The 19,232-nt window shown below is 65.3% G+C and carries 15 protein-coding genes; 11 read left to right on the top strand and 4 right to left on the bottom strand.

Annotated elements, in window-relative coordinates; all coding sequences use genetic code 11:
* Window positions 1–116: 116 nt before the first annotated feature.
* Window positions 117–935 carry a winged helix-turn-helix domain-containing protein gene (locus AB6807_RS31175; protein ID WP_371087610.1) on the bottom strand — a complete coding sequence of 273 codons (819 nt, stop codon included), beginning with the start codon at window positions 933–935 and terminating at the stop codon, window positions 117–119.
* Window positions 936–1,056: 121 nt separating this feature from the next.
* The gene (locus AB6807_RS31170) at window positions 1,057–2,790 is read right to left on the bottom strand and encodes an EAL domain-containing protein (RefSeq protein WP_371087609.1); all 1,734 of its coding nucleotides are present in this window, start codon (window positions 2,788–2,790) and stop codon (window positions 1,057–1,059) included.
* A gap of 1,186 nt (window positions 2,791–3,976) precedes the next feature.
* Between AB6807_RS31170 and AB6807_RS31165 the strand changes: the two genes are divergently transcribed.
* The 10 genes from AB6807_RS31165 (at window position 3,977) to AB6807_RS31120 (ending at window position 15,116) form a co-directional block, all read left to right on the top strand.
* Window positions 3,977–4,618, top strand: coding sequence for a hypothetical protein (locus tag AB6807_RS31165; protein ID WP_371087608.1), 642 nt, complete (start codon window positions 3,977–3,979; stop codon window positions 4,616–4,618).
* An 867-nt stretch (window positions 4,619–5,485) separates the two neighbouring features.
* Window positions 5,486–7,054 (top strand): EAL domain-containing protein, encoded by a 1,569-nt coding sequence (locus tag AB6807_RS31160; RefSeq protein ID WP_371087607.1) that lies wholly within the window; start codon window positions 5,486–5,488, stop codon window positions 7,052–7,054.
* Window positions 7,051–7,362 (top strand): hypothetical protein, encoded by a 312-nt coding sequence (locus AB6807_RS31155; protein ID WP_371087606.1) that lies wholly within the window; start codon window positions 7,051–7,053, stop codon window positions 7,360–7,362. The genes AB6807_RS31160 and AB6807_RS31155 overlap by 4 nt, the downstream gene beginning before the upstream one ends.
* A 42-nt stretch (window positions 7,363–7,404) precedes the next feature.
* Window positions 7,405–8,178 carry a Crp/Fnr family transcriptional regulator gene (locus tag AB6807_RS31150; protein ID WP_371087605.1) on the top strand — a complete coding sequence of 258 codons (774 nt, stop codon included), beginning with the start codon at window positions 7,405–7,407 and terminating at the stop codon, window positions 8,176–8,178.
* 53 nt (window positions 8,179–8,231) lie between these two features.
* A complete protein-coding gene (locus AB6807_RS31145) occupies window positions 8,232–8,828 on the top strand; it encodes a response regulator transcription factor (RefSeq protein ID WP_371087604.1) in 597 nt (198 codons plus the stop codon).
* A 90-nt stretch (window positions 8,829–8,918) separates the two neighbouring features.
* Window positions 8,919–9,602: a Crp/Fnr family transcriptional regulator gene (locus AB6807_RS31140; RefSeq protein WP_371087603.1), complete on the top strand. Its 684-nt coding sequence runs from the start codon at window positions 8,919–8,921 to the stop codon at window positions 9,600–9,602.
* Between the two features lie 448 nt (window positions 9,603–10,050).
* A complete protein-coding gene (locus AB6807_RS31135; protein WP_371087602.1) occupies window positions 10,051–11,094 on the top strand; it encodes a LysR family transcriptional regulator in 1,044 nt (347 codons plus the stop codon).
* A gap of 137 nt (window positions 11,095–11,231) precedes the next feature.
* Entirely contained in the window at window positions 11,232–12,800 is a 1,569-nt protein-coding gene (locus AB6807_RS31130; RefSeq protein WP_371087601.1) for an AMP-binding protein, read from the top strand.
* Between the two features lie 14 nt (window positions 12,801–12,814).
* Window positions 12,815–14,086, top strand: a complete 1,272-nt coding sequence (locus tag AB6807_RS31125; protein WP_371087600.1) for an acyl-CoA dehydrogenase family protein — start codon at window positions 12,815–12,817, stop codon at window positions 14,084–14,086.
* Window positions 14,087–14,123: 37 nt separating this feature from the next.
* Window positions 14,124–15,116, top strand: coding sequence for a Bug family tripartite tricarboxylate transporter substrate binding protein (locus tag AB6807_RS31120; protein ID WP_371087599.1), 993 nt, complete (start codon window positions 14,124–14,126; stop codon window positions 15,114–15,116).
* A 346-nt stretch (window positions 15,117–15,462) separates the two neighbouring features.
* Here the strand turns inward: AB6807_RS31120 and AB6807_RS31115 are convergent, their stop codons facing one another.
* Window positions 15,463–15,828, bottom strand: a complete 366-nt coding sequence (locus tag AB6807_RS31115) for a LuxR C-terminal-related transcriptional regulator (protein WP_371087598.1) — start codon at window positions 15,826–15,828, stop codon at window positions 15,463–15,465.
* The gene (locus tag AB6807_RS31110; protein ID WP_371087597.1) at window positions 15,825–16,445 is read right to left on the bottom strand and encodes a hypothetical protein; all 621 of its coding nucleotides are present in this window, start codon (window positions 16,443–16,445) and stop codon (window positions 15,825–15,827) included. The genes AB6807_RS31115 and AB6807_RS31110 overlap by 4 nt, the downstream gene beginning before the upstream one ends.
* 210 nt (window positions 16,446–16,655) lie before the next feature.
* Between AB6807_RS31110 and AB6807_RS31105 the strand changes: the two genes are divergently transcribed.
* Window positions 16,656–18,794 carry a hypothetical protein gene (locus AB6807_RS31105; RefSeq protein ID WP_371087596.1) on the top strand — a complete coding sequence of 713 codons (2,139 nt, stop codon included), beginning with the start codon at window positions 16,656–16,658 and terminating at the stop codon, window positions 18,792–18,794.
* Window positions 18,795–19,232: the final 438 nt, after the last annotated feature.

The following is a 19,232-nucleotide window of genomic DNA, read 5'->3' as shown; positions in this document are numbered from 1 at the left end:
TTCGGGAAGCCTGCCGTGCGCTGCCGCGCGACATGGCCGTTCGCGCGCCGAGAGCGTCACACGCGTTGAAGCAGGCGAGCCCCGGTCAGCCGCTGCGGCGCTGCGACGTGTTCCTGTCAGCCGTTTGTCGGCTCTCCAACCGGGCGCGGCGGCTTTGAGGTGCCGATCGCGACGACTGGAGCGGATGCGCCATCCTGGAGCGAGTGAGGGATGATGAAATCACCGTGGGCTGACGTGGCAGCCACCAATTTGTAGCCACGGCCGTAGACCGGCAGCAGCTCAAATCCATTCTCTTTGCGCAACGCGAGACGTGTTCGCACCCGCGCGACGCAGACATCCAGAGCCCGGGACCGGCTGCTGTGCGTGGAGCCTTTCCACAATGAGCGCATGAGCAGATCACGCGAAACCACATGCCCCACATTGCCGAAGAGGGTGATGGCCAGATCGAACTGGAGCGGTTGGAGCTGGATTTCCAGACCCCTGTGAATCACGACGTGGCGGCCATCCATGACGAAGCGGTAGTCGCCCCAGGTCACCTCTCGCTCGGCGTCGCCGCGCTTTGCATGAAACCCCGATTGGTGCAGGAGTGCCTCGATCCTCCATTCAAGTTCGTCATCGCTCAGCGCTGTGAAGCCAATCACGGTGGCACCGAAAAAATCGTCGCTGCGCGGCAGCGATCTCCATTGCAGCGCCTCCAGGCAGAGAAGGACGGGGACATCCTTTGCACGGCAGATGGCGGACACGCCCAACCACTCGGCATGACGGGTGACAGCCATGATCAGGACATCGCACGGATGATTGCGGGCCAACTGCTCAAGAAATTCGTTGGTGTCCCGGAACTCGCGCACCGATGGCCCGATCCGTCGAAGACGCGAGCTCAGTTCATGTCTGCGACTTTCGCTGTGGTCGACAAGTGCGGCCCTGATTGTCTTCAAGAGTCATCTCCCGTGTGCGTGAAAGACAGTTGCCCCGTTGCTGTCGGATCATCTTTGGATTGCGCAGCGGGTTCCCTCTTGTGCGTGGCACTGCAGGCATCGTGGGGCGGGCGGCGTGGGATCAGACGAACGCCGGCGCGGCGGTGTGGAGGGTGTTCGGCGATCGGCGAGGATGGCTCGCTGCCACGCTCCGTGGAGCCTGCAACGCGTGGATCAGCTCCGCCGGCGGCAGCGGTCGACCATAGAACCAGCCTTGCATCAGGTGCACGCCGCGATCTCGAAAGTATTTGACCTGCTCGTGGTTTTCGACACCTTCCACGATGATCTCCACACCCAGTTCCCTGGCCAATTCGATGACGGAGGGGACGATTCTCTCCCTCAACGTGCCCGTCCCTACGGTGTCGGTGAACTTCTTGTCCAGCTTGATCTTGTCGACCTTCAAGTCGCTGAGGTAAGACAGGTTGGCGTACCCCGTGCCGAAGTCATCGATGCAGATCTCGTGGCCACGGCCGCCCAACTCCACCATCACGGTCACTGCAGATTCAAGCTTTGCAGACGTGCGTTCCGTGAGTTCAAAAGCCAGTTGCGTGGGGGCAATGCCCTGCGCTTCGAAATGTAGCTGCAGCGACCGATGGAAGTTGTCGTCCACCATGTCTGCGGGAACGACGTTCACGCTGATCTTGAAGTTTGGGTGGCTGCGAAGAAAGGCGCCGAAGTCTTCAGAGACACGTTGAAGCGCCAGACGGGTTAACTCGCCAATCAGGTCGTTCGCCTCGGCGATCGGAATGAAGACCACTGGCGAGATGCTTTCCCCGCTGGGCAGCGTCCAGCGCATCAGCGCTTCGGCCGACACCATCTCGCCGGTCCGGTTGTCGACGATGGGCTGGTAATGCATGAACAGCTCCTGATTGCGAACGGCTTCGCGCAGCAGCGCATCAATGGTGTGCGTCTTGAATTGACGGGCGGACCATGAGGCAGAGCCGAGCGCCGTGCCGACGCCGGCGAGGAGTGCGGTGAAGACGAGCAGCATCAGGTTGCTCATCAGCACGGAAGCTCCATGTGCCTTCAGCACGTAGCACGTGATCTGCCCGGGCAAACAAGCGACCGACACCAGGTCGCCCCGAAGCCAACGTGTCGCACCGGAGACAAGCAGTGGTTGATCGATTCCCGGATCCGATCCGCGTACCACAAGCATGCTGCTGTTGGCTCTGTTCAGAAGAACCACACTCAGGGCGTAGTAACCGTGCTCCGCCGTCGCAGGCTGACTCTCCGGCGCAATCAGGAGTTCATAACCTCGTTCCTGGACCAGCGTGGATTTGACGCCGGGCGAGAGCGGCAGATCGACGTTGCGCCATATCTGGCGGCCGGTCTCCGAGGTGAAGTCGGGGCTTTTCGAAGGCAGCGCGGAAGCGGCGGCGCCCAGATTCCCACTGCACCGTTGACCAGGGTGTTCTCCCTGGAAGATCACGTCACGAATGATTGCAGACCGAAAGGCGATCGACCGCAACGCAGCAAGATGCATCGGTGAGCATGCTGGAACGTCCAGCGCATGCAGCTCCTGGAACGCCGCATTCACCTCTGCGACCCGCTCGAGCGGTTTTGCAATCACCGTGGCTGCTGCACTGCGGATCTTGTTTTGCTCATGTGCAATCAGGAACCCGCCGACGGCAGCGAGCGCCACCAGCATGCCGAGGATCGACCAAAGGCTCGTCCTGTGCCGCCTGGACATCAGCTGCCCCATCACCGTCGCCTCGGGATGACTGTCGCGCCGCGAGATGGGCGATCCGTCTGGATGAAAGTCCGCAAACCGCATCACGCCACTTTCATTCGGAAAAGAGCATGAACGATATTGCATTCATGTCTGCTCGGGTGCGTGTCAGAGGAAGCAAGGGGAAATATTCCTCCGGGCGTGGCTTTTATCCGGCTTCAGGTGTGATCTGCATCACAACTGCGATCAGGAACATTCGCTGGGCGGCAGCGGGCGGTCAGAATCTGTGGGCGAATTTTTCGCGGCCGACAAATTGAGCACGGCGTCCGGCCAAGAAGCAATACGTCAGCGTTCAACGGTCGCACAAAAACGGGGCAGGTGTGAAACGACCTGCTCGTGGCGCGCCGCCCGATCACGGTGCGTCTGGCCAGGCAGGGACAAGTGCACCCTCACCTACCTTTCCAACTGCGGCATTGACGCAAGGCATGAGCTTGTTTGCTGTAAGTGCTGATCGAGAGGGACGTGAATTCAGTTCCATTGCCGGACATGCTCGATGTGAGACCGACAACACTTTGCTGGTGTCTCCCCGGTGCATCGACTTCAGGATTTCCGACCTCCTGAGCGCTGGAGCGTCTGGGCAGTCTCTGCGGCAGCCAGCGTGCAGCATGCTGCCGCATCGGACCGGGAATGTGTTGCTTTGGTCGTCAGAATCCTGGCCTCGAGACCCGCCACCTCCCGTGTGTTGCTGAGGGGTGTCCTCGGGGCAAGGAATGACGTCTGCGGCGGCGCATCGAGTTGCCACCCAACGTGGATGCAAGATCCTGTCGTATGTTCGCCGGCTTGCTCGCCATCCGGTCCGTTTGCTTTGCGGCGCCCGTCAGGAGTCGACCTCTGATGTCGCATGGATCGGCGCTCCGCGCCGGGCCAAGCGGCCCAATCACTCGACGGGCAAGGGTCATCTGGTTAGCATGCTTTTGCCTGAGGCGCCGAAGCGACGTAACAGGGGCGTTGGCTGACGCGTCGTGCTGAGTTTGCCGACAGCATGTGGGGTTGCAACATCGCAAAGTATGCGCTGTCCGTTTGTAAGCCATTGGCGCAACCGACAGCGAGGGGCACGTCAGGGGGCGAGCTCCGCTCTTCTTGACGGAATGGGACCGATCAAATGCCTGAATCGACTTCGGACTGGGCGCTGCATGCTGCAGGGGCAAGGCTGCAACCTGCCCGCCAGCCGCTATCAACCGTTCCAGCAGTGGGGCGGCCAGCCGCTCGGGAAGATGTGCTCGCTTGGGTGGCGAGCGCCTGGACGGCGAGGCGACACACTGCCGATCCTTCCTTGGACCAGTTGGCAGACGCGGCAGTGCATGGTATGCGCAACTCGCTCTCCGCCGTCCTGCTGGGCACCGAGCTGCTGGGGCGGCGCGACCCAACCCAAGGTGTGCGCGAGATGCCCGGCGTGCTCGAACATATTGCAAATGCGGCCGCGCGCGCTGAAGAGCAAGCCGAGGAACTCGCCGATCTGGGTCGTCTGGCGGCAGGTCGCTCGATCGGTGCCGCGATGCGGCCATTTCCATTGCATTCGACTGTGGCGCAAGTGCTCGCGGACGCGCTGGGAGGCCGGTGCGTCGGTGCCATCGAGCACGACCGTCTGGGCCAAGGCGACGCTCACGGCGATGTGGCGCGCATTGCGCAGTTTATTCGGCTCGCGCTCGAGGAGGTGGGTTCGATGCAAGCCGCGGCTTTGGGCCGCATTGTTGTCAGCGAAGTTGCGGGCATGCGCTTTCGTATCGCGGTGTATAGCGTCGCCTCGGTTTCCGGAGCATCGTCTGTGGAAGCATTACCGCAGTTGGCAAGCGCCAGCCGGCGTGCGCGGATACGGGGCATCGCGCAGGCGCACCGCGGCAGCGTCAGGTTTGGCCTGGCCTTGGCTGGCGCGGCGCCCTTTGTCGAGGGCTGGTTCCACGGACCGACCGTCTGAGTGCGGGCTCAACGCGCACAGGTCATCGCAGTGGCGACGATTTCGTGGGGACGCGTGCAACCATGGAAGCACCCGCGGGTGTAGCGCGGCACGGAGCATGTTACGAGCGGTGAAACGTCGTTCCGTTTTGTACGAGCACTGTCTTCTTTTCGTTTCCCCCTGCGCGATTTCACGATAGATTGAACCGCGTGCCTTCAGAAGGACGATGAGTGCCTCTTCATCGCCATTGACGCGCCGCGTTCCCTGAAGTTTGCGGCTTGGGAGCTTCGCGCCGCCCTTGCGAGAGCAAGTCATAGCCGAGCCCGAGGACGTACTTCGACTGGAGCGGGCGGTGGCTTGATCGATTTGCGTGCTCGTTCAGATTGCTGGCCAATCCCTGTCAGGGGTGCTCACTCAAGCAGGCCCCGTCGCCGAATCCACTCTCAGCAAGCACCTTCATCGTGGGCGCGCTTGCATTTGGGGGGGCGCCTGCACCAGCACCGTATGCAGGGATGACAAAGGGTGCTTCAGACGAGGTCTGCGCACGCTGCCTCATGGCAAGGAAGTCGAAGAGACGGGGAACGCTGCGCATGCGAACTGTGTTTGCGCGTGCTGATAACTACAACGTGTAGCTAAGAGCTCGATCTCGCATGCGCCGTGTTGTCCCGCTGTCGGCGCGGGAACATTCTGCAATCGCATTTGACGTATTCACCCTCGACGTCGCGCGTCCCTGGACAAGCCGCTCGAGGTCGACGAGGGCGGGTGCAGCTCAGAGCGAAATAACGCACTGAAGCGGAGCGCGTCCAGCGAGATGTGTGACAAGGAACACAGTTAGGCAGAGAAAGGCGCGCGCTTGCTACGGCAATCCGTAGTATTCAAATGTCTGAGATGTCGCTGCATCAACAGCGCGACCACTTCGTTCAGCACGATCTATGGACTGTTGCGGAGGGACCCGACGCCTCATTCGAGCGCACGAAACGGTCCGCCACTCCCCGGGAGTTCAAACAACGAGTTTCATGGAAGAAGGATCCGATGCTCACCCTCTCAAAGACCGAGGCGCCGTGTGCGCCGACGGCGGTAGTGTCTGCATGCCGCGACGTCCGGGCGTACGCCGGGCAAGACGTGCGCGGCGCGGCGCGCGTTGCGTTTGAGCGCTGGCCTGAACTGCGTGCTGCGGCACCCCGGGCCTGTGCCTATGTGTTCATCTCGAACCTGCCGCACCTCGCCGAGGCCTACGGGCAGGACTTCGCATCGGCTGCCAGCCTCGAGGTGCAGCGCCGGCTGTGCGCCCACTTCATCACGTCGGCGGCCCATGACATGGCCCGCTTGCGCGACGACTGCTTCCTGCTGTGGGCAAACGATGCCTTCGTGTGCGGCGCGAGCAACATCCGCGAGCTGCCGCAGGCCGTGCGCAGCGCCAGCCAGCCCATCGAGACGCTGCTCGCCGTGCTCGGCGCCGAGCCGGTGCGTGCGATGGGCATCTTGGCGCTGGTGCAGTTGCACGCCGACTGGATCGAGATGCGCGCGCCCGGGCAGATCGGCACGTCGGAGATCGAGCTTGCGCTGTGGACCGCGCAACCGTTCCCTGACTCGCGCGAGAGCCGGGCCGATGGCTGGTGCCAGCGCTACCGCGCCGACATGGACGTCGCCCTGCGCGTGAGCGAAGCCCTGCGCACCGAGGCGCTCTCCTTCGCATGGCAACCGGTGGTGCACGCGGGCAGCAACCCGGGCACGCTGTACCACGCGGGGCGCGTGCGTCTTCCGGCAAGCCGCAGCGAGCCGGCCCTGTTGGCGCAGGAGGTGTTCCTGCCCTGCCTGCAACGCCTGGGGCTGGCCCGCGCGTTCGATCGCATCGCGGTGCGCCAGGCGCTGGCGGCGCTGCGGCGGCAACACGCCATGCACATCGGCGTGGGGATCTGCGCGCAAAGCGTCAGGCTCGATCACTGGTGGGCGTCATTGTGCGCGGCGCTCGACGAGGAGCCCTCGCTGGCTTCGCGGCTGGTGATCGAGATCGTCGGCAGCGCCACGCTGGCCGAGCACGAGGCCGCGCGCGACTTCTGCGTGCAGATGCAACTGCGCGGTTGCCGCATCGGCTTGCGCGACATCGGCGGAGGCAACGATAACCTTGCTGCGTTGCAGTCCTGCGGGCCCGACATCGTGAAGCTCGACGCCTCGCTGCTGCGCCGCGCGCGCGGCGGCGCCTTTGGCGTCGAGTGCCTGCGCGGCATGATCTCCCTGTGCACGCACGTCGCGGCCCAAGTGGCGGTGGACGGCATCGAGCGTGAAGAAGACATGCACATCGCTTCACGCGTGGGCGCGCAGTGGCTGCAAGGCTACGGCGTGCGGGCCACCGAAGCAGCAGGGGCAAGGGCCACCGCCGACGCCGACGCACACGACGGCAGCTCCGGTGCCACTTCCGGTGCCGCTTGCGTGGATCCCCTGGCGGGGTGCCTGTGAAACTTTCGCCCGATTTCGAACTGCGACTGCCCCGCCTTAGCAAGGACCTGAACCCATTGCAACGCTCGGTCCAGGAACTGCTCGCCACCTTCGAGCAGCCGCGGGTAGACAGGCGCGCGCGCAACCCCGTCGAAGCCGCGCAGTACGCGATGCTTGAAGCGGCACTGCGCACACCGGAAGCCAAGCTGGTCGCGCTGCTCGATAGGGTGAGTGATGGCAGCTCGTGCTGCCCACAGCCAGTGGACTCCGTGCGCGCGGCCTGTAGAGCGCGGGCCGTGCCCCCGACGAGCCTCTCGCCCATCGCGTGAGTCGGCGTTGACCTTATCGATGGCACCGCGTGTCCTTCAGCCATGTACCTGAATCCTATTTTCGCGAGCGTTCCTCAGGAAGAGCGCGAGGCCCTGGTGCGCAGCAGCGAACTGCGCTCCTACCGACGCAACGAAGTGGTGCTCGCTGCACGAAGTTCGACGGACTGCATCTACTGCGTTTCCAGCGGGCTCCTGCGCGTGGTGGGCCACGGTGGCGGCCGTGCGCAACCCATTGATGTCACGACAGACTTCATCCGCCAGGACGAGTTCTTCATCGGACCGTCGCTGGCTGAAGACACTGTCCAGTCTCGGCAGACGCTGGTGGCGGCCTTGCCTTCGTCCGTGCACTTGATCCCCATTGCGGCGTTTCGCAGGCTCTGCGAGCTGTACCCTGATGTGGCCACCGGCCTGCTGGACCTCGCCATCAAGCGCATGGCCCTCATGCGCAACCAGTTGCGGCGCATGTCGGCGCTGTCCACCGGAGACGTGGTGAGTCGCGTCCTGCATCAGCTTACCGTGCTGGCGCCGGCGAGCACGGGGGCCTTCGACAAGCGCATCTCCCAATCGGTGATCGCCTCGTATGCGGGGCTCTCGCGCGAGGTCGTCAACAAGACCATGCGAGACATGGAGCAGCGTGGCCTCGTGCGGCGCGACGAGCAAGGCGTGCACGTGCCCGCGGAATTCGCTTCCACCGACTTCGGGAGTCTGCTTCCCGTCGAACGCAGCCTGGCACAGGTCGCGCCGAACCAGCTCGATCCTGTCTACCTCCGTCGCGCTCTGCCGCCGGCGGCGAACTCACGTGGACGCAAGCTCTAGCGCGCATCTGACAGAGTGCCGGCAACTCTCATTTCCAGCTACGCAAGGCATCGATGTCCATCTCCAAGCGCGACCCGATCCATGCACTGTCCATGCGCGGCATCACAACGCCTCTTAGCGCAGCACGCGGCGAGATGGCCGGGCGCTGGCGTCCCGACGACGAGTTCCCGGTCGATGGGATGGCGAGCGCGACCGCGCACGGCCCGCCCCGCACGACGGCGCTCACGCCGGCGCTGCAGTTCATCGAAGCCGCACAGCAGGATCTGGCGCGCTTGATGCGGCTGATCGCCGAGGGCAACTCGGCCGCGGCGACGCGTGTCGCATGGTGCATTGTGGAGAAGGGCCGCGCGGTTCTCGAGTTCGGCGCACAGTCATCCCCGCGCGCCGAGTCTTTACCGAACGGAGCGGATGGAGCGGAACAAGGAGCGGGAGAAGCGGCCCCGAGGCTGTCGCGTCGCGAACTCGATGTGCTGCGCATGATCTCGCAGGGCCTGAGCAACCGGCAGATTGCCGAGTCGAGTCATCGCTCGCTGCACACGGTGGATGCGCATGTGAAGAACATCTATCGCAAGCTGGCAGTGAAGTCGAGGGCACGGGCGGTGCGCGATGCGATGCAAAAGGGCTTGATCGATCTGAGTGCGCGGGAATAGCCGCTGGCATGGCGGAACCGCCGCATGCGACAGCCAAAACCCCCTGTTTCAGTGATTGCCGCTAGCGGCGCTGTCTTCCATCATCGCGTTGTGAACCTGCATCCCTCGCTTGCCCGTCTGCCGTCGCTGGAACGCCTGGCGTTCCGGGAGCTTTGCGAATTGCGCTCCTACGCGCGCAACGAAACCATCCTGGCGCCGAACGAATGGACGTGTGCGTTCTATTGTGTGGAAAGCGGCTTGGTGCGGGTGGTGGTCGAGGGGCGCGAGGGTGCTCAGGAGGAGGCCGGCGTCACCACCGATTTCATTCGTCGTCATGACTTCTACCTGGGGGGCTCGCTCAGTGAGCCGCAGTATCGCGCAGCTCACAGGTTGGTCGCCGTGCTTCCCTCCACCCTTTATCTTGTGCCGGTATCAGCGATGCGAACGTTGTGCGCGCGGCATCACAACATAGCGTTGGAACTGGTCGAGGGGGTGTCCGCACGGATGAATGTGCTGCGTCGGCAGCTCCAGCGCGTCTCCTCGTTGTCGTCCGAAGAGATGGTGGGGCGCGTGCTTTACAAGATGACGCAGATCGCGCCCGCAGGCCACGAGGTCTACGACAAGCGTGTCACGCAGGGCGTCATCGCGTCGTACGCGGGTCTGTCTCGCGAGGTTGTCAATCGCACGATGCGAGAGATGGAACGGCGCGGCGTACTGCTGCGTGATGCGCAGGGGGTGCATGTTTCTCAGGACTTTGCGGGAACCGACTTCGGCGCGCTGCCTCCCGAAGTTTGACAGCGCCGGCTGCGATGCCCGGCCAACACATGTGTTGCCGAATCGTCGTAGCTTCAGCGCGACAAGCTGTGCAGCAGGTTGGACTGTGGCCCCTGCGTTTTGAATCAACGGCTTGGGCGCTGCAGCCATGCGTCAGGACGACCGCTCGTCAACCGGTCGTCGTAGACCTGTGCCGGGGGGCTGGCGCAAGGGCCACGAACTGCACCTTGTGCGCTGGATCTTGGACGATCCAACGGGAGCCGACGCGGCCGCGCAGTCGGGGCGGTGGTCTGCCGGCTTCAGGTAAGGGCGGTTCGACCGCCCTTGGTGCGATTGGCAGGAGACACAAAGGGGCGGTGCAAGGCCGGTGGACCGGCGGGCGTGCCTGGCCAGCGCCGGCACGTCTCCGCTGCGCGAGCGTTTGATCTCGCCGGCAGCGGCAGCGCGCGGGGACGAAAATGCCCCACCTATGGAACTCCGGTCGCTTCGCTATTTCATCGCCGTGCTGGAAGCAGGCAGTCTTTCGCGCGCCGCAGGTGCGTTGTATGTGGCGCAACCCGCGCTGACTGCGCAGATCAAGAAGCTCGAAGGAGAGCTTGGCACGCCGCTGTTCGAGCGTTCGCACGTCGGTGTCACGCCCACGGCGGCGGGGCTGCAGTTTTACCAGGACGCACGCAAGCTGCTGTCGGATGCCAGCGCGATGCGCGAGCGGTTGCAGCGCGGGCCAGGCGGGCTCGAAGGCTCCGTCACCGTGGCGGTGCCGTTCCTTTTGGCATCACTGCTGCTGGGGCCCGTGCTGGCGCGGCTGAAGCAGTCGCATCCGCGCATCCGCGTGTTCGTCATCGATGACCTGAGCCTGATGGTGCGCAAGGCCATGGTCGAGCGTCGCGCGGACATCGGCATCCTGGTGGACAGCGAGGACGTGAATGGGCTCGACGTGAAGGCGTTCGTGCGAGAAGCGATGTTCGTGTGCGGCCACGACGGCGGAGGCGAGGTCGCGGCCATGACTGCGCAGCCTGTCGCCGGCGCGTCGAAGCGGAGCAAGGCGCGCAACGCGCACAGGGCTGCCCCTGTGGCGCGGCCGGAGATTCCCTTCGCCCGTGCGGCGGGCTTGCCGCTGGTGCTCCAATCGCGCCGCTTCAGCATCCGTGCGCAGGTGGAGCGCGCCGCGATGGATCTGGGCTTGGAACTCAACATCGCACACGAGCACGACTCCGCACGCGTGATCCGTTCGCTGTACCTCGCGGGCGCAGGGTTCACTTTTTCACCCGCATGTGCCATCGGCGACGCGCCGCCAAGAGGCAAGCAATGGCTCGTAGCGCGCGTGGTGCAGCCCGAGCTGGCACGCACTTATTTCCTTGCGACCGCGTCCGCGCGCAAGCTGGACGACGCGACGCGGGCAGTGATGGACGTCCTGGTGGACGAAACGCGCCGCCTGATCGCGTCCGGTCGATGGGAGGCGGAATTGCTCTTGCGGGATGAAGCGCTGCCCAAAACGAGCGGCAGGCCATAGGGCAGGGGACCGGGGCTCGCGCAGGCTATCAATTGTTTTGATGCCCGTGCATCAGCAATCCGTATTTGTTGTTGTGCGTCCTGCGCTGCCAAAGTCGTCTCCATCCCGTGCCATGGCGCCGGACATCAGGAGACAACTTGCAAACCACATCCCCCGCGATCGCCAACGTCGGCGAGCTCGCATCGCGTGCCGCGCGCATCCACGCGAAGCGCTTGGCCGTCACGAGCGCGTCGCGCTCGGTCACCTACGAAGAACTCGAGCAGCGCTCCAACCGCCTGGCCAACGCGCTGTGCGGCCTGGGCCTGCAGCGCGGCGACCGTGTGGGCGTGTACCTGCCCAACTGCGTCGAGATCGTCGAGCTGGAGCTGGCCTGCTACAAGGCCGCGCTGGTGAAGGCGCCCATCAACGCGCGGCTCGCGCCGCTTGAGGTGGCCGAGGTCGTCGCCAACAGCGAGGCGGCGCTGATCGTCACCACCGCCGAACGCGCGGAGCGCTTTCTGTCGCACCTCAAGGCTGCGCCGCGCCTGCTGCTGCTCGACGCCGTTGAAGACTCGCCCACGTCGTACGAAGGCGCGCTTGCGCACGCCAGCGACCGTTTTCTGCCGGCGCGGGTACAAGCGGATGACCTTGCAGTGCTGCACTACACCTCAGGATCCAGCGGCGTGCTCAAGGCTGCGATGCAGACCTTCGGCAACCGCCTTGCGCAACTGCGCAAGTTCCTGATGCGCGCCGACAACCTGCAGCCTGGCGATCTCCTGGGCCTGGTGGGCCCGATCACGCACGCCTCGGGCATGCAGTTGGTGCCGGCGCTGTGCAGTGGCGCCACGATCCGACTTTTCAGTGGCTTCGATCCAGGCCGGTTCATTGCCGAGATGAAGCGCGAGCGCGTGACGCACACCTTCATGGTGCCCACGATGATCAACATGCTGCTGGCTGAGGTGCAGGGCCGCTACCGCCCGCTGCCCGACTTGCGGCGCCTGGGTTATGGCGCCGCGCCGATGGCGCCTGCGCGCATCATGCAGGCAATGGACGTGTTCGGCCCGGTGCTCTCGCAGGGCTACGGCGCAGGCGAAACGACCTCGGGCGTGTGCGGCCTCAGCGTGGAAGACCACCTGTTCGCACGCGCCGCGATGCCCGAGCGGCTGGCCTCCTGTGGCAGGCCGTTTCTGGAGTCGGTGGTGGAGATCGTGGACGACGAAGGACTCCCGGTGGCCGGGGGCGCGATCGGCGAGATCGTGGTCGGCGGACCCGACATCTTCGCGGGCTACTGGCGCGCACCCGAGCTCACGGCTGAGGTGCTGAAGAATGGCCGTTACCACACGGGCGACCTCGCGCGCGCTGACGACGAGGGCTACATCTACATCGTCGACCGAAAGAAGGACATGGTCATCAGCGGCGGCTTCAACGTGTACCCCTCGGAGGTGGAGGCGGTGCTGTACCAGCACTCTGCCGTCGACGAGGCCTGCGTGTTCAGCGTACCTGACGACAAGTGGGGCGAGGCTGTGGCCGCGCACATCGTCTTGAAGCCCGGCGTTGTCGCGGACGCGGCCGCGCTCGACGCCTTCTGCGCGCAGCGGCTTGCGGGCTTCAAGCGGCCGCGCCGCATCGAGTTCGTCGAGTCGCTGCAGAAGAACGCCAACGGAAAGATCGCGCGCAAGCTCATCCAGTCGCCGTATTGGGCAGGCCACGATCGCCGCGTGAACTGAGGAGACGTACCGCCATGACCACGCAAGCCATTGTCTCCAAATTCTCGGACGACACCACTGCCAGCGCCACCACGGCTTCCAGCGTGCGCGCGCCGCTGTTCGACGGGCCGTTCGAAGGCTCGGAACGCGCAGCCGAGCTGATAGCGCGCATCGCTGACTTCCTGCACGGCGAGTTGGCCGCGCTTGTGCGAGAGGAAGGGATTGACCACGAGCACAGTCCCGACAAGCCAACGCTTCAGCGCGTGTGGCGCCGCTCGCACGAACTGGGCTTCTACGGCATGACGTTGCCCACAGCCATGGGCGGCCTCGGGCTCTCGCTGCTCGATCATGTGTTGATCAAGGAATCGATCTACGCGAGCGGGTCGCCCCTCGCGCCGCACGTGTTCGGCGAACTCAGCGGCCCACCGCGGGTGGGCGCGCTGGCGCGCCACGCCACGCCGATGCAGCTTGCCAAATTCATCGTGCCGGTGGCGCAGGCCGAAAAGGCCATCTGCTTCGCCCTCACCGAGGCCGAGGCCGGCTCCGACCCCGGCGCGCTGCAGACGCAAGCGCGCCTGGACGGCGACACCTACATTCTCAACGGGCGCAAGCGCTTCATCTCGGGCTCGCCCTTTGCGGACTACGCGGTGTTGATGGCGTCTACCTCCGACAGGCCCGATCGCCGCCAGATCTCGGCCTTCTTCGTGGACCTGCGCCAAAGCGGCGTCGAGGTGGTCTCGGGCTACAAGACCATGGCAGGCCAGTCCACCACGGGCGACATCTTGTTGAACGACTGTCGTGTGCCCGCGGCCAACCTCATCGGCGAGCCAGGCCGAGGGCTGGCGCTGGCGCTGGGGCGCATCACTGTCAACCGCCTGCTGCATTGCCCCGCCATGGTGGGCTTGGCCACCGTGGCGTTGAAGGATGCCCGCGACTACGCGCGCAAGCGGCGCCAGTTCGGCCAGCCGATTGCGGGGTTCCAGGCCATCCAGCATTCGCTCGCCGACATGGCCACGCAGCTCGCGGCGGCGCGCGCGTTGATGATCTCGACCGCGCGCCAGCTGGATGCGGGCGGCGACGCGCGCGCGGACGCGTCGATGGCCAAGCTGTTCTGTTCGGAGTCGGCGTTCCGCATCGCCGATGCGGCGGTGCAGATCCACGGCGGCGAGGGCATCGTGCAGGGTCGCCGCGTGGAGTTCCTGTTTCGCATGCTGCGGATGTACCGCGTGCTCACCGGCACCAGCGAGATCCAGAAGAACATCATCGCACGCGAGTTGCTTGGCGAAACGCCTCAAGCGGGTGCCTGAGAAACAGAGCTACATAAGAGATCCGGAGACAAGTGAAATGAACAACGACTTCGACGCGTCGCGTCGCGTGCTGTGCCGCGCCTTGGCTGCGGCGCCACTGCTGTCATTCGCGCGCGCTGCGCGTGCAGCCGACCCTTGGCCGAACCGCCCCATCAAATGGGTCGTACCTTACCTGGCCGGCACCGGGCCCGACACCGGGGCACGCATCCTCGCCGAGGCCGCCGGCCGCCTGCTCGGTCAGGCGATCATCATCGAGAACAAGGGCGGCGCTGCCGGCAACATTGGCGCACGGCAGGTGGCCCGAGCCGCGCCGGATGGGTACACCTGGATCTACTCCGCGGCGCCCATGGCCGCGAACGTGCTGATGTACCGCAGCCCCGGGTACGACGTGATGAAGGACTTCCGCCATGTGATGCGGCTCACGACGTCAGACGTGCTGCTCGTGGTCAACCCCGCATCGGGTATCGAGACGCTGCAGGAGCTCGTCGAAAAAGCGCGCGCCAACCCCGGCAAGCTCGACTACGCGTCGGGCGGGGTGGGCACACCTTCACACCTCGGCGTCGAGCTGTTCCTCCATGCTGCTGGCATCAGCGCCACGCATGTGCCGTACAAAGGAGCGTCGGAACTGGTGAACGCCGTGCTCGGCGGGCAGGTGAGCTTCGGCATGCCGATTTTCGCAGTGGCGTACCCCCACGTGAAGGCCGGCAAGCTCAAGGCCTTGGGCGTGGCGGCCACCCGACGCAATGCCAACTTGCCGGACGTGCCCACGCTGGCCGAGCAGGGATTGCAGGGGGTGGAGTTGACTTCATGGGGCGGGCTCTCCCTGCCCGCAGGCACGCCCGATCCTATCGCCGCGCGCATCTATGAGGTGTTCAGCCAGATGGTGAAAGATCCGCAGGTGATCGCGGCCATGACTGAGCTTGGCAGCCAGGTCACGCCTTCGACCCCGGAGGGCTACCTGCAGGTGATACGGCACGAGATCGAACTGACCCGGCAGATGATGAAGAGCGCCAGGATCACTCCGCTCTGAAGAGTGCCCTGAAGGCGCCCTGCCGTCTGGCGATCCGCACCGGAATTCGGCTCTGGAGCCAATTTGCGTTGTCCTTGGGTCTCTGCGTTCCTGGGTTGATCGCCCCGAGCGCGGAATGAGAGATTGCCCGCGGATCGCTCCTGGCAGTGGAGTCCATCGGCGTCAGGCCGTGAGCGTGATCGCGGCATCGTTGGACGGGCAACGGTACGCGGCCATGAGCGGGACCTGTTTGGCGACCGTGCAACGAATTGGCTGCAATGACTTGTGATTGAGTGTCGCGCTGCGAGCTGCTGCATCGTTGCGGACGGGGACGCCGCCAGGCTTGACTCTGGCGCGAGCACGGTGTTCAAGCCGCGAGGCGCAACGCCTTGATCAGTCCGGCGACGTTGCCCACCTGCAGTTTGTCGTAGATGGCCTGAATGTGGTTGCGCACGGTGGCCGGCGAGCGGCTCAGGATGGCGGCGATGTCCTTGTGCGTGTCGCCGCGCGCCAGCAGTTCGGCCACGGTGCGCTCGCGCGGCGTGAGGCCGTCGGCGGCGCAGCGCTTGCGTACGCCCAGGAACAAAAGACGCTGCTCCAGCCGCGACGACACCGCGACATGCCGCCCTAAATAGGCGCACTGCACCGTCATGAAGTGCTCCAGCAGCGAGGTCGGCAGCTTCTGACGCGGCCAGCCCTCGAACTCTTCCTGCATCAGCGCCACGAAGCTCACGTCGCAGTGGTAAATGGCGCCTTCAGGTCCGCAATGGCCGAGCCCCGCGGCTGCAGGGCAGCGGCGGGCGATTGCGTCCGGTCCAGATGCATCACGCGGTTGAGCGCAAGCGCTTGCATCATGTGCGGCGACAGGCTCGCCAGCAGGCTCACTTCCTCTGGCTTGCAGTGCGCGTCGGGGTCGGCGCGAAACAGCGAGAACCAGTGCATGAAGTTCGACTGCGGGTTGCTGTCCATCGTGATGAAGATGTTGTTCTGGTCGTAGCGCCGCACATAGTCCAAGAACGGCGCATACCGGGGCCCGCTCCACCAGCTTGCCGAGTTGAAGCCCTGGGTGCCCTGTCCCTTGCCGAAAAAGCTCGCGGCCGCGGAGTCGAGGTGCTTGAAGTCGTCGTACTCCCGCATCATGTCGGGCGTCTTGCGGTAGAGGTGCAGCGTGTGAACGTCGATGCCCTCTTCGGCTGTTGTGGCCGTGCCCCACATCGAGGCGTCGAATGGCAGTACCGGCTTGACGAGTTCGAGCGCGGCGTCCTGAAACGCCTGCATCGGCAGTTCGTGCGAGAGCCGGTACAGCTGCAGCAGGAGCGTGCCGATGTCGTGCGGCGCTGGTGGGGTCATGGGCCGAGTCTTGCCGCGCCCGCGGGATAACGCATCCCCTGTTTCCGTGATTCGCAAGGGCCGACTTTGTGCTCCTCCCTCGAAAACCCTGGCACCCACCGACCCGTTTCAAGAATGGTGCATTTGCATCATTTCTTTTCCGGAAGTGACCGCTAAGGTTCACAAAACGCCGGGAGGTCCGGAGTTTTTCAACCTTTGGACGAGCCCAACATGCCCTCATCGACCTTGAAGATTCCCCATGTCCTGTCCATCGTGACGCTGGCGTTGCTGGCCGCCTGTGGAGGTGGAGGCGGAGGCGGCGGCGGGGCTTCCTACTTTCCGGTCGGCGCCGCGCCCGCGCCCTCGCCAACCCCGGCACCGGCGCCAGAGCCCGGCCCTGCCGCAGCCGTCACGTCGATCGACGGCACGGTCGCCACGGGCGCCGCGCTCGCCGGCGCCGAGGTGCGCATTCTCGACAGGAACGGCGCCGACCGCTGCACCGTGACCCCTCTGGTGGCCGACGACAAGGGTGCCTTCACGTGCGAGCTGAAGAGCACCGCGGCCGTGCCGCTCGTGCTGGTGGCCACCGACCCCTCGGGCCTGCGCAACCCCATGGTCAGCCTGGTGACCACACTGCCGGCGGCGGGCAGCAACGCCACGGCCAACATCAGCCCGCTGACCACCGCCATCGCCGCGCAGTTGGCACCCAACAAGGACCCGCTGGCCCTGGTGAACGACCCGGCCGCGCTGGCGGCGGTGGACGCCGGCGCCCTGCAGGCGGTGCGCGTCAACGTCGCCAAGCAACTCGCCGACGTGCTCACCAGCGTCGGGCTCGACCCGGCCACCTTCGACCCCATCTCCACCCCCTTTGTCGGCGGCTCCAACACGGGCGCCGACAGGATGCTCGACCAGGTGCGCGTGACCTTCGAGAACGGCTCGCCGGTGCTGTCGAACACACTCAACCCCGATGCGCCGTCGGTGCCGCTGGCCGATGCCACCACCACCGCGCCCGCGACCGTGGCGGCCTCGACCGCCGGCGATTTCTCGGTGACCGAGCTCGACTTTCTGCAGACCGGCTTCACGGCCTGCTTTGCCGTGGCCTCGGCACCGCGCAGTTCGTCGCCCGCATGCGACGGCCTGGTGGTCGACGATGCCCCGGCCCAGCAGACCGGCAGCGCAAGCTACCTGCACAGCGGCCTCGATGCCGCCGCCTCCTTCGGCGGCCTGATCGCTTCGCCCGACATGGACGGCGCGCGCTTCAACCGCCCCGAGCTGCTGCGCTACACCAAGCAGCAGGACAGCCGCGACGAAGCCGTCGTGAACCTGCGCTTCACCGACAAGAACGGCGTGCCGGACAACCGCATCCTGGTGGTGAAGAAGTTCGCCAACACCGCCACCACCGCGCGCAACACGAACTGGTGGCTGTACGGAAACCACCGCACGGTGAACGCCTATGTGCGCGCCTCCATACGGCGCCAGGAGCAACTTCTGCCCGCGGCCTTCCAGGAGCAGTACGCCACGGGACCGTCGCGCTTCCAGAGCGGACTGGAAATCTACGTCGCCCGCCCCGGCTACGGACCGAGCCTGCCCAACCTGCGGTATGCGCGCGTGAAGGGCCCGGGCCTGCCCGATGCGGGCCTGGTGCTGGCCGACCCCGGGGAACTGCCGCAAAGCTGGCTGTCGATCCTCAATACTTCGGGAACGATCCCGGCCGGCCCGCAGCAGTTCGTCGCCAACTCCATCAACCTCTTCAACCTGCAGCGCAGCCGCGACATCACGGGCCCCGACGCCTTCGCGCTGCGGCCGAAGCCGTCGATCGCGCAAGCCACGCCCGCTTACACCAACTGGGCGCACCCGGCCATGTATGGCGAGCTGCCCAGCGCCAACTGGAAGTTCGACCTGAGCAAGGTGCCGGGCTGGTCGCGCTACGAGTTCGAGCTGTTCACTGCTTTAGACGCCGACCCGGCCACGCCGACCACACTGACCCCCGCGCTGAGCTTCTCGCTGCGCATGGTGACCCCCGTGGTGCCCGCCGCCCATGCGGCCACGCAGCAATGGCACACCATTCCCCAGAGCACCCAGGCGCTGGCGAGCAACGGTGCGCCGGAGGCCACCACCTTGACGCTCGAATGGCTCGTGAACCCGTATGCGGAGCGCATCGAATCGGTCAACGTGTACAGCAACGACGGCACGCGCGCCGTCAACTCTGCCTCGACCTCGGTGCCCAAGGGCGCGAGCAGCCGGTCGGTGGTGGCGGTAGGCGGCAGCTTTGCGGCACTGACCACGTCGCAGTACGTGTCGCGCACGCTGCAGTGGCGCTACAAGATGCTCGACGGCTCGTACAAGGACCAGACGGAAGGCTTCAACTGACAGGGCTGTCACGGGCGCAGCGGGAGCGTGCGGTTCACGCGCCCGCGCGTGGTGTGGTCGCCTGTGTTTGACAGCAAGAGCAATCGTCTGGCTCAGCGACGCGCAACCAGTCCTTCAAGCTGCATGTCGTGCGTTCGACGGGGTGCGGTGGAAGCAGTCAGCGGGGCGGTGAGCGAGACGGGCGGTGGTCGACGGCGCCGCGTGGGACTGGCCGCATCCCATGGGGGCACCTGGTATTGACGGACCAGCCTCGGGCTCTGGGCTCTGGGCTCTAAGGCGCTGATGCGGCGCTGAACAGTTGGCACCCTTGCGCCCGCGCCGTGCCTCACGTGCGCAGAGCTGCCCTTCCCTGAAAGAGCGAGCGCTTGCCCTGCCGGGGCGAACCCCCCTCGCTGCAGCGCCAACCAGGGTCGGCATTTTCATGAAGATCTTTGGGTT

The sequence above is a fragment of the Variovorax sp. RCC_210 genome (assembly GCF_041355175.1).
Classification (GTDB): Bacteria; Pseudomonadota; Gammaproteobacteria; order Burkholderiales; family Burkholderiaceae_C; genus Variovorax.
Note: the sequence above shows the minus strand (reverse complement) of the source record. Positions and strands in the feature narration are given on the sequence as shown.

Bases quoted from the DNA above. Each gene is read 5' to 3' on its own strand.
- AB6807_RS31150 (WP_371087605.1), top strand. From the start codon at position 7,405: ATGTACCTGAATCCTATTTTCGCGAGCGTTCCTCAGGAAGAGCGCGAG.
- AB6807_RS31170 (WP_371087609.1), bottom strand. From the start codon at position 2,790: ATGCAATATCGTTCATGCTCTTTTCCGAATGAAAGTGGCGTGATGCGG.
- AB6807_RS31160 (WP_371087607.1), top strand. From the start codon at position 5,486: ATGTCGCTGCATCAACAGCGCGACCACTTCGTTCAGCACGATCTATGG.
- AB6807_RS31135 (WP_371087602.1), top strand. From the start codon at position 10,051: ATGGAACTCCGGTCGCTTCGCTATTTCATCGCCGTGCTGGAAGCAGGC.
- AB6807_RS31145 (WP_371087604.1), top strand. From the start codon at position 8,232: ATGTCCATCTCCAAGCGCGACCCGATCCATGCACTGTCCATGCGCGGC.
- AB6807_RS31110 (WP_371087597.1), bottom strand. From the start codon at position 16,445: ATGACCCCACCAGCGCCGCACGACATCGGCACGCTCCTGCTGCAGCTG.
- AB6807_RS31125 (WP_371087600.1), top strand. From the start codon at position 12,815: ATGACCACGCAAGCCATTGTCTCCAAATTCTCGGACGACACCACTGCC.
- AB6807_RS31105 (WP_371087596.1), top strand. From the start codon at position 16,656: ATGCCCTCATCGACCTTGAAGATTCCCCATGTCCTGTCCATCGTGACG.
- AB6807_RS31120 (WP_371087599.1), top strand. From the start codon at position 14,124: ATGAACAACGACTTCGACGCGTCGCGTCGCGTGCTGTGCCGCGCCTTG.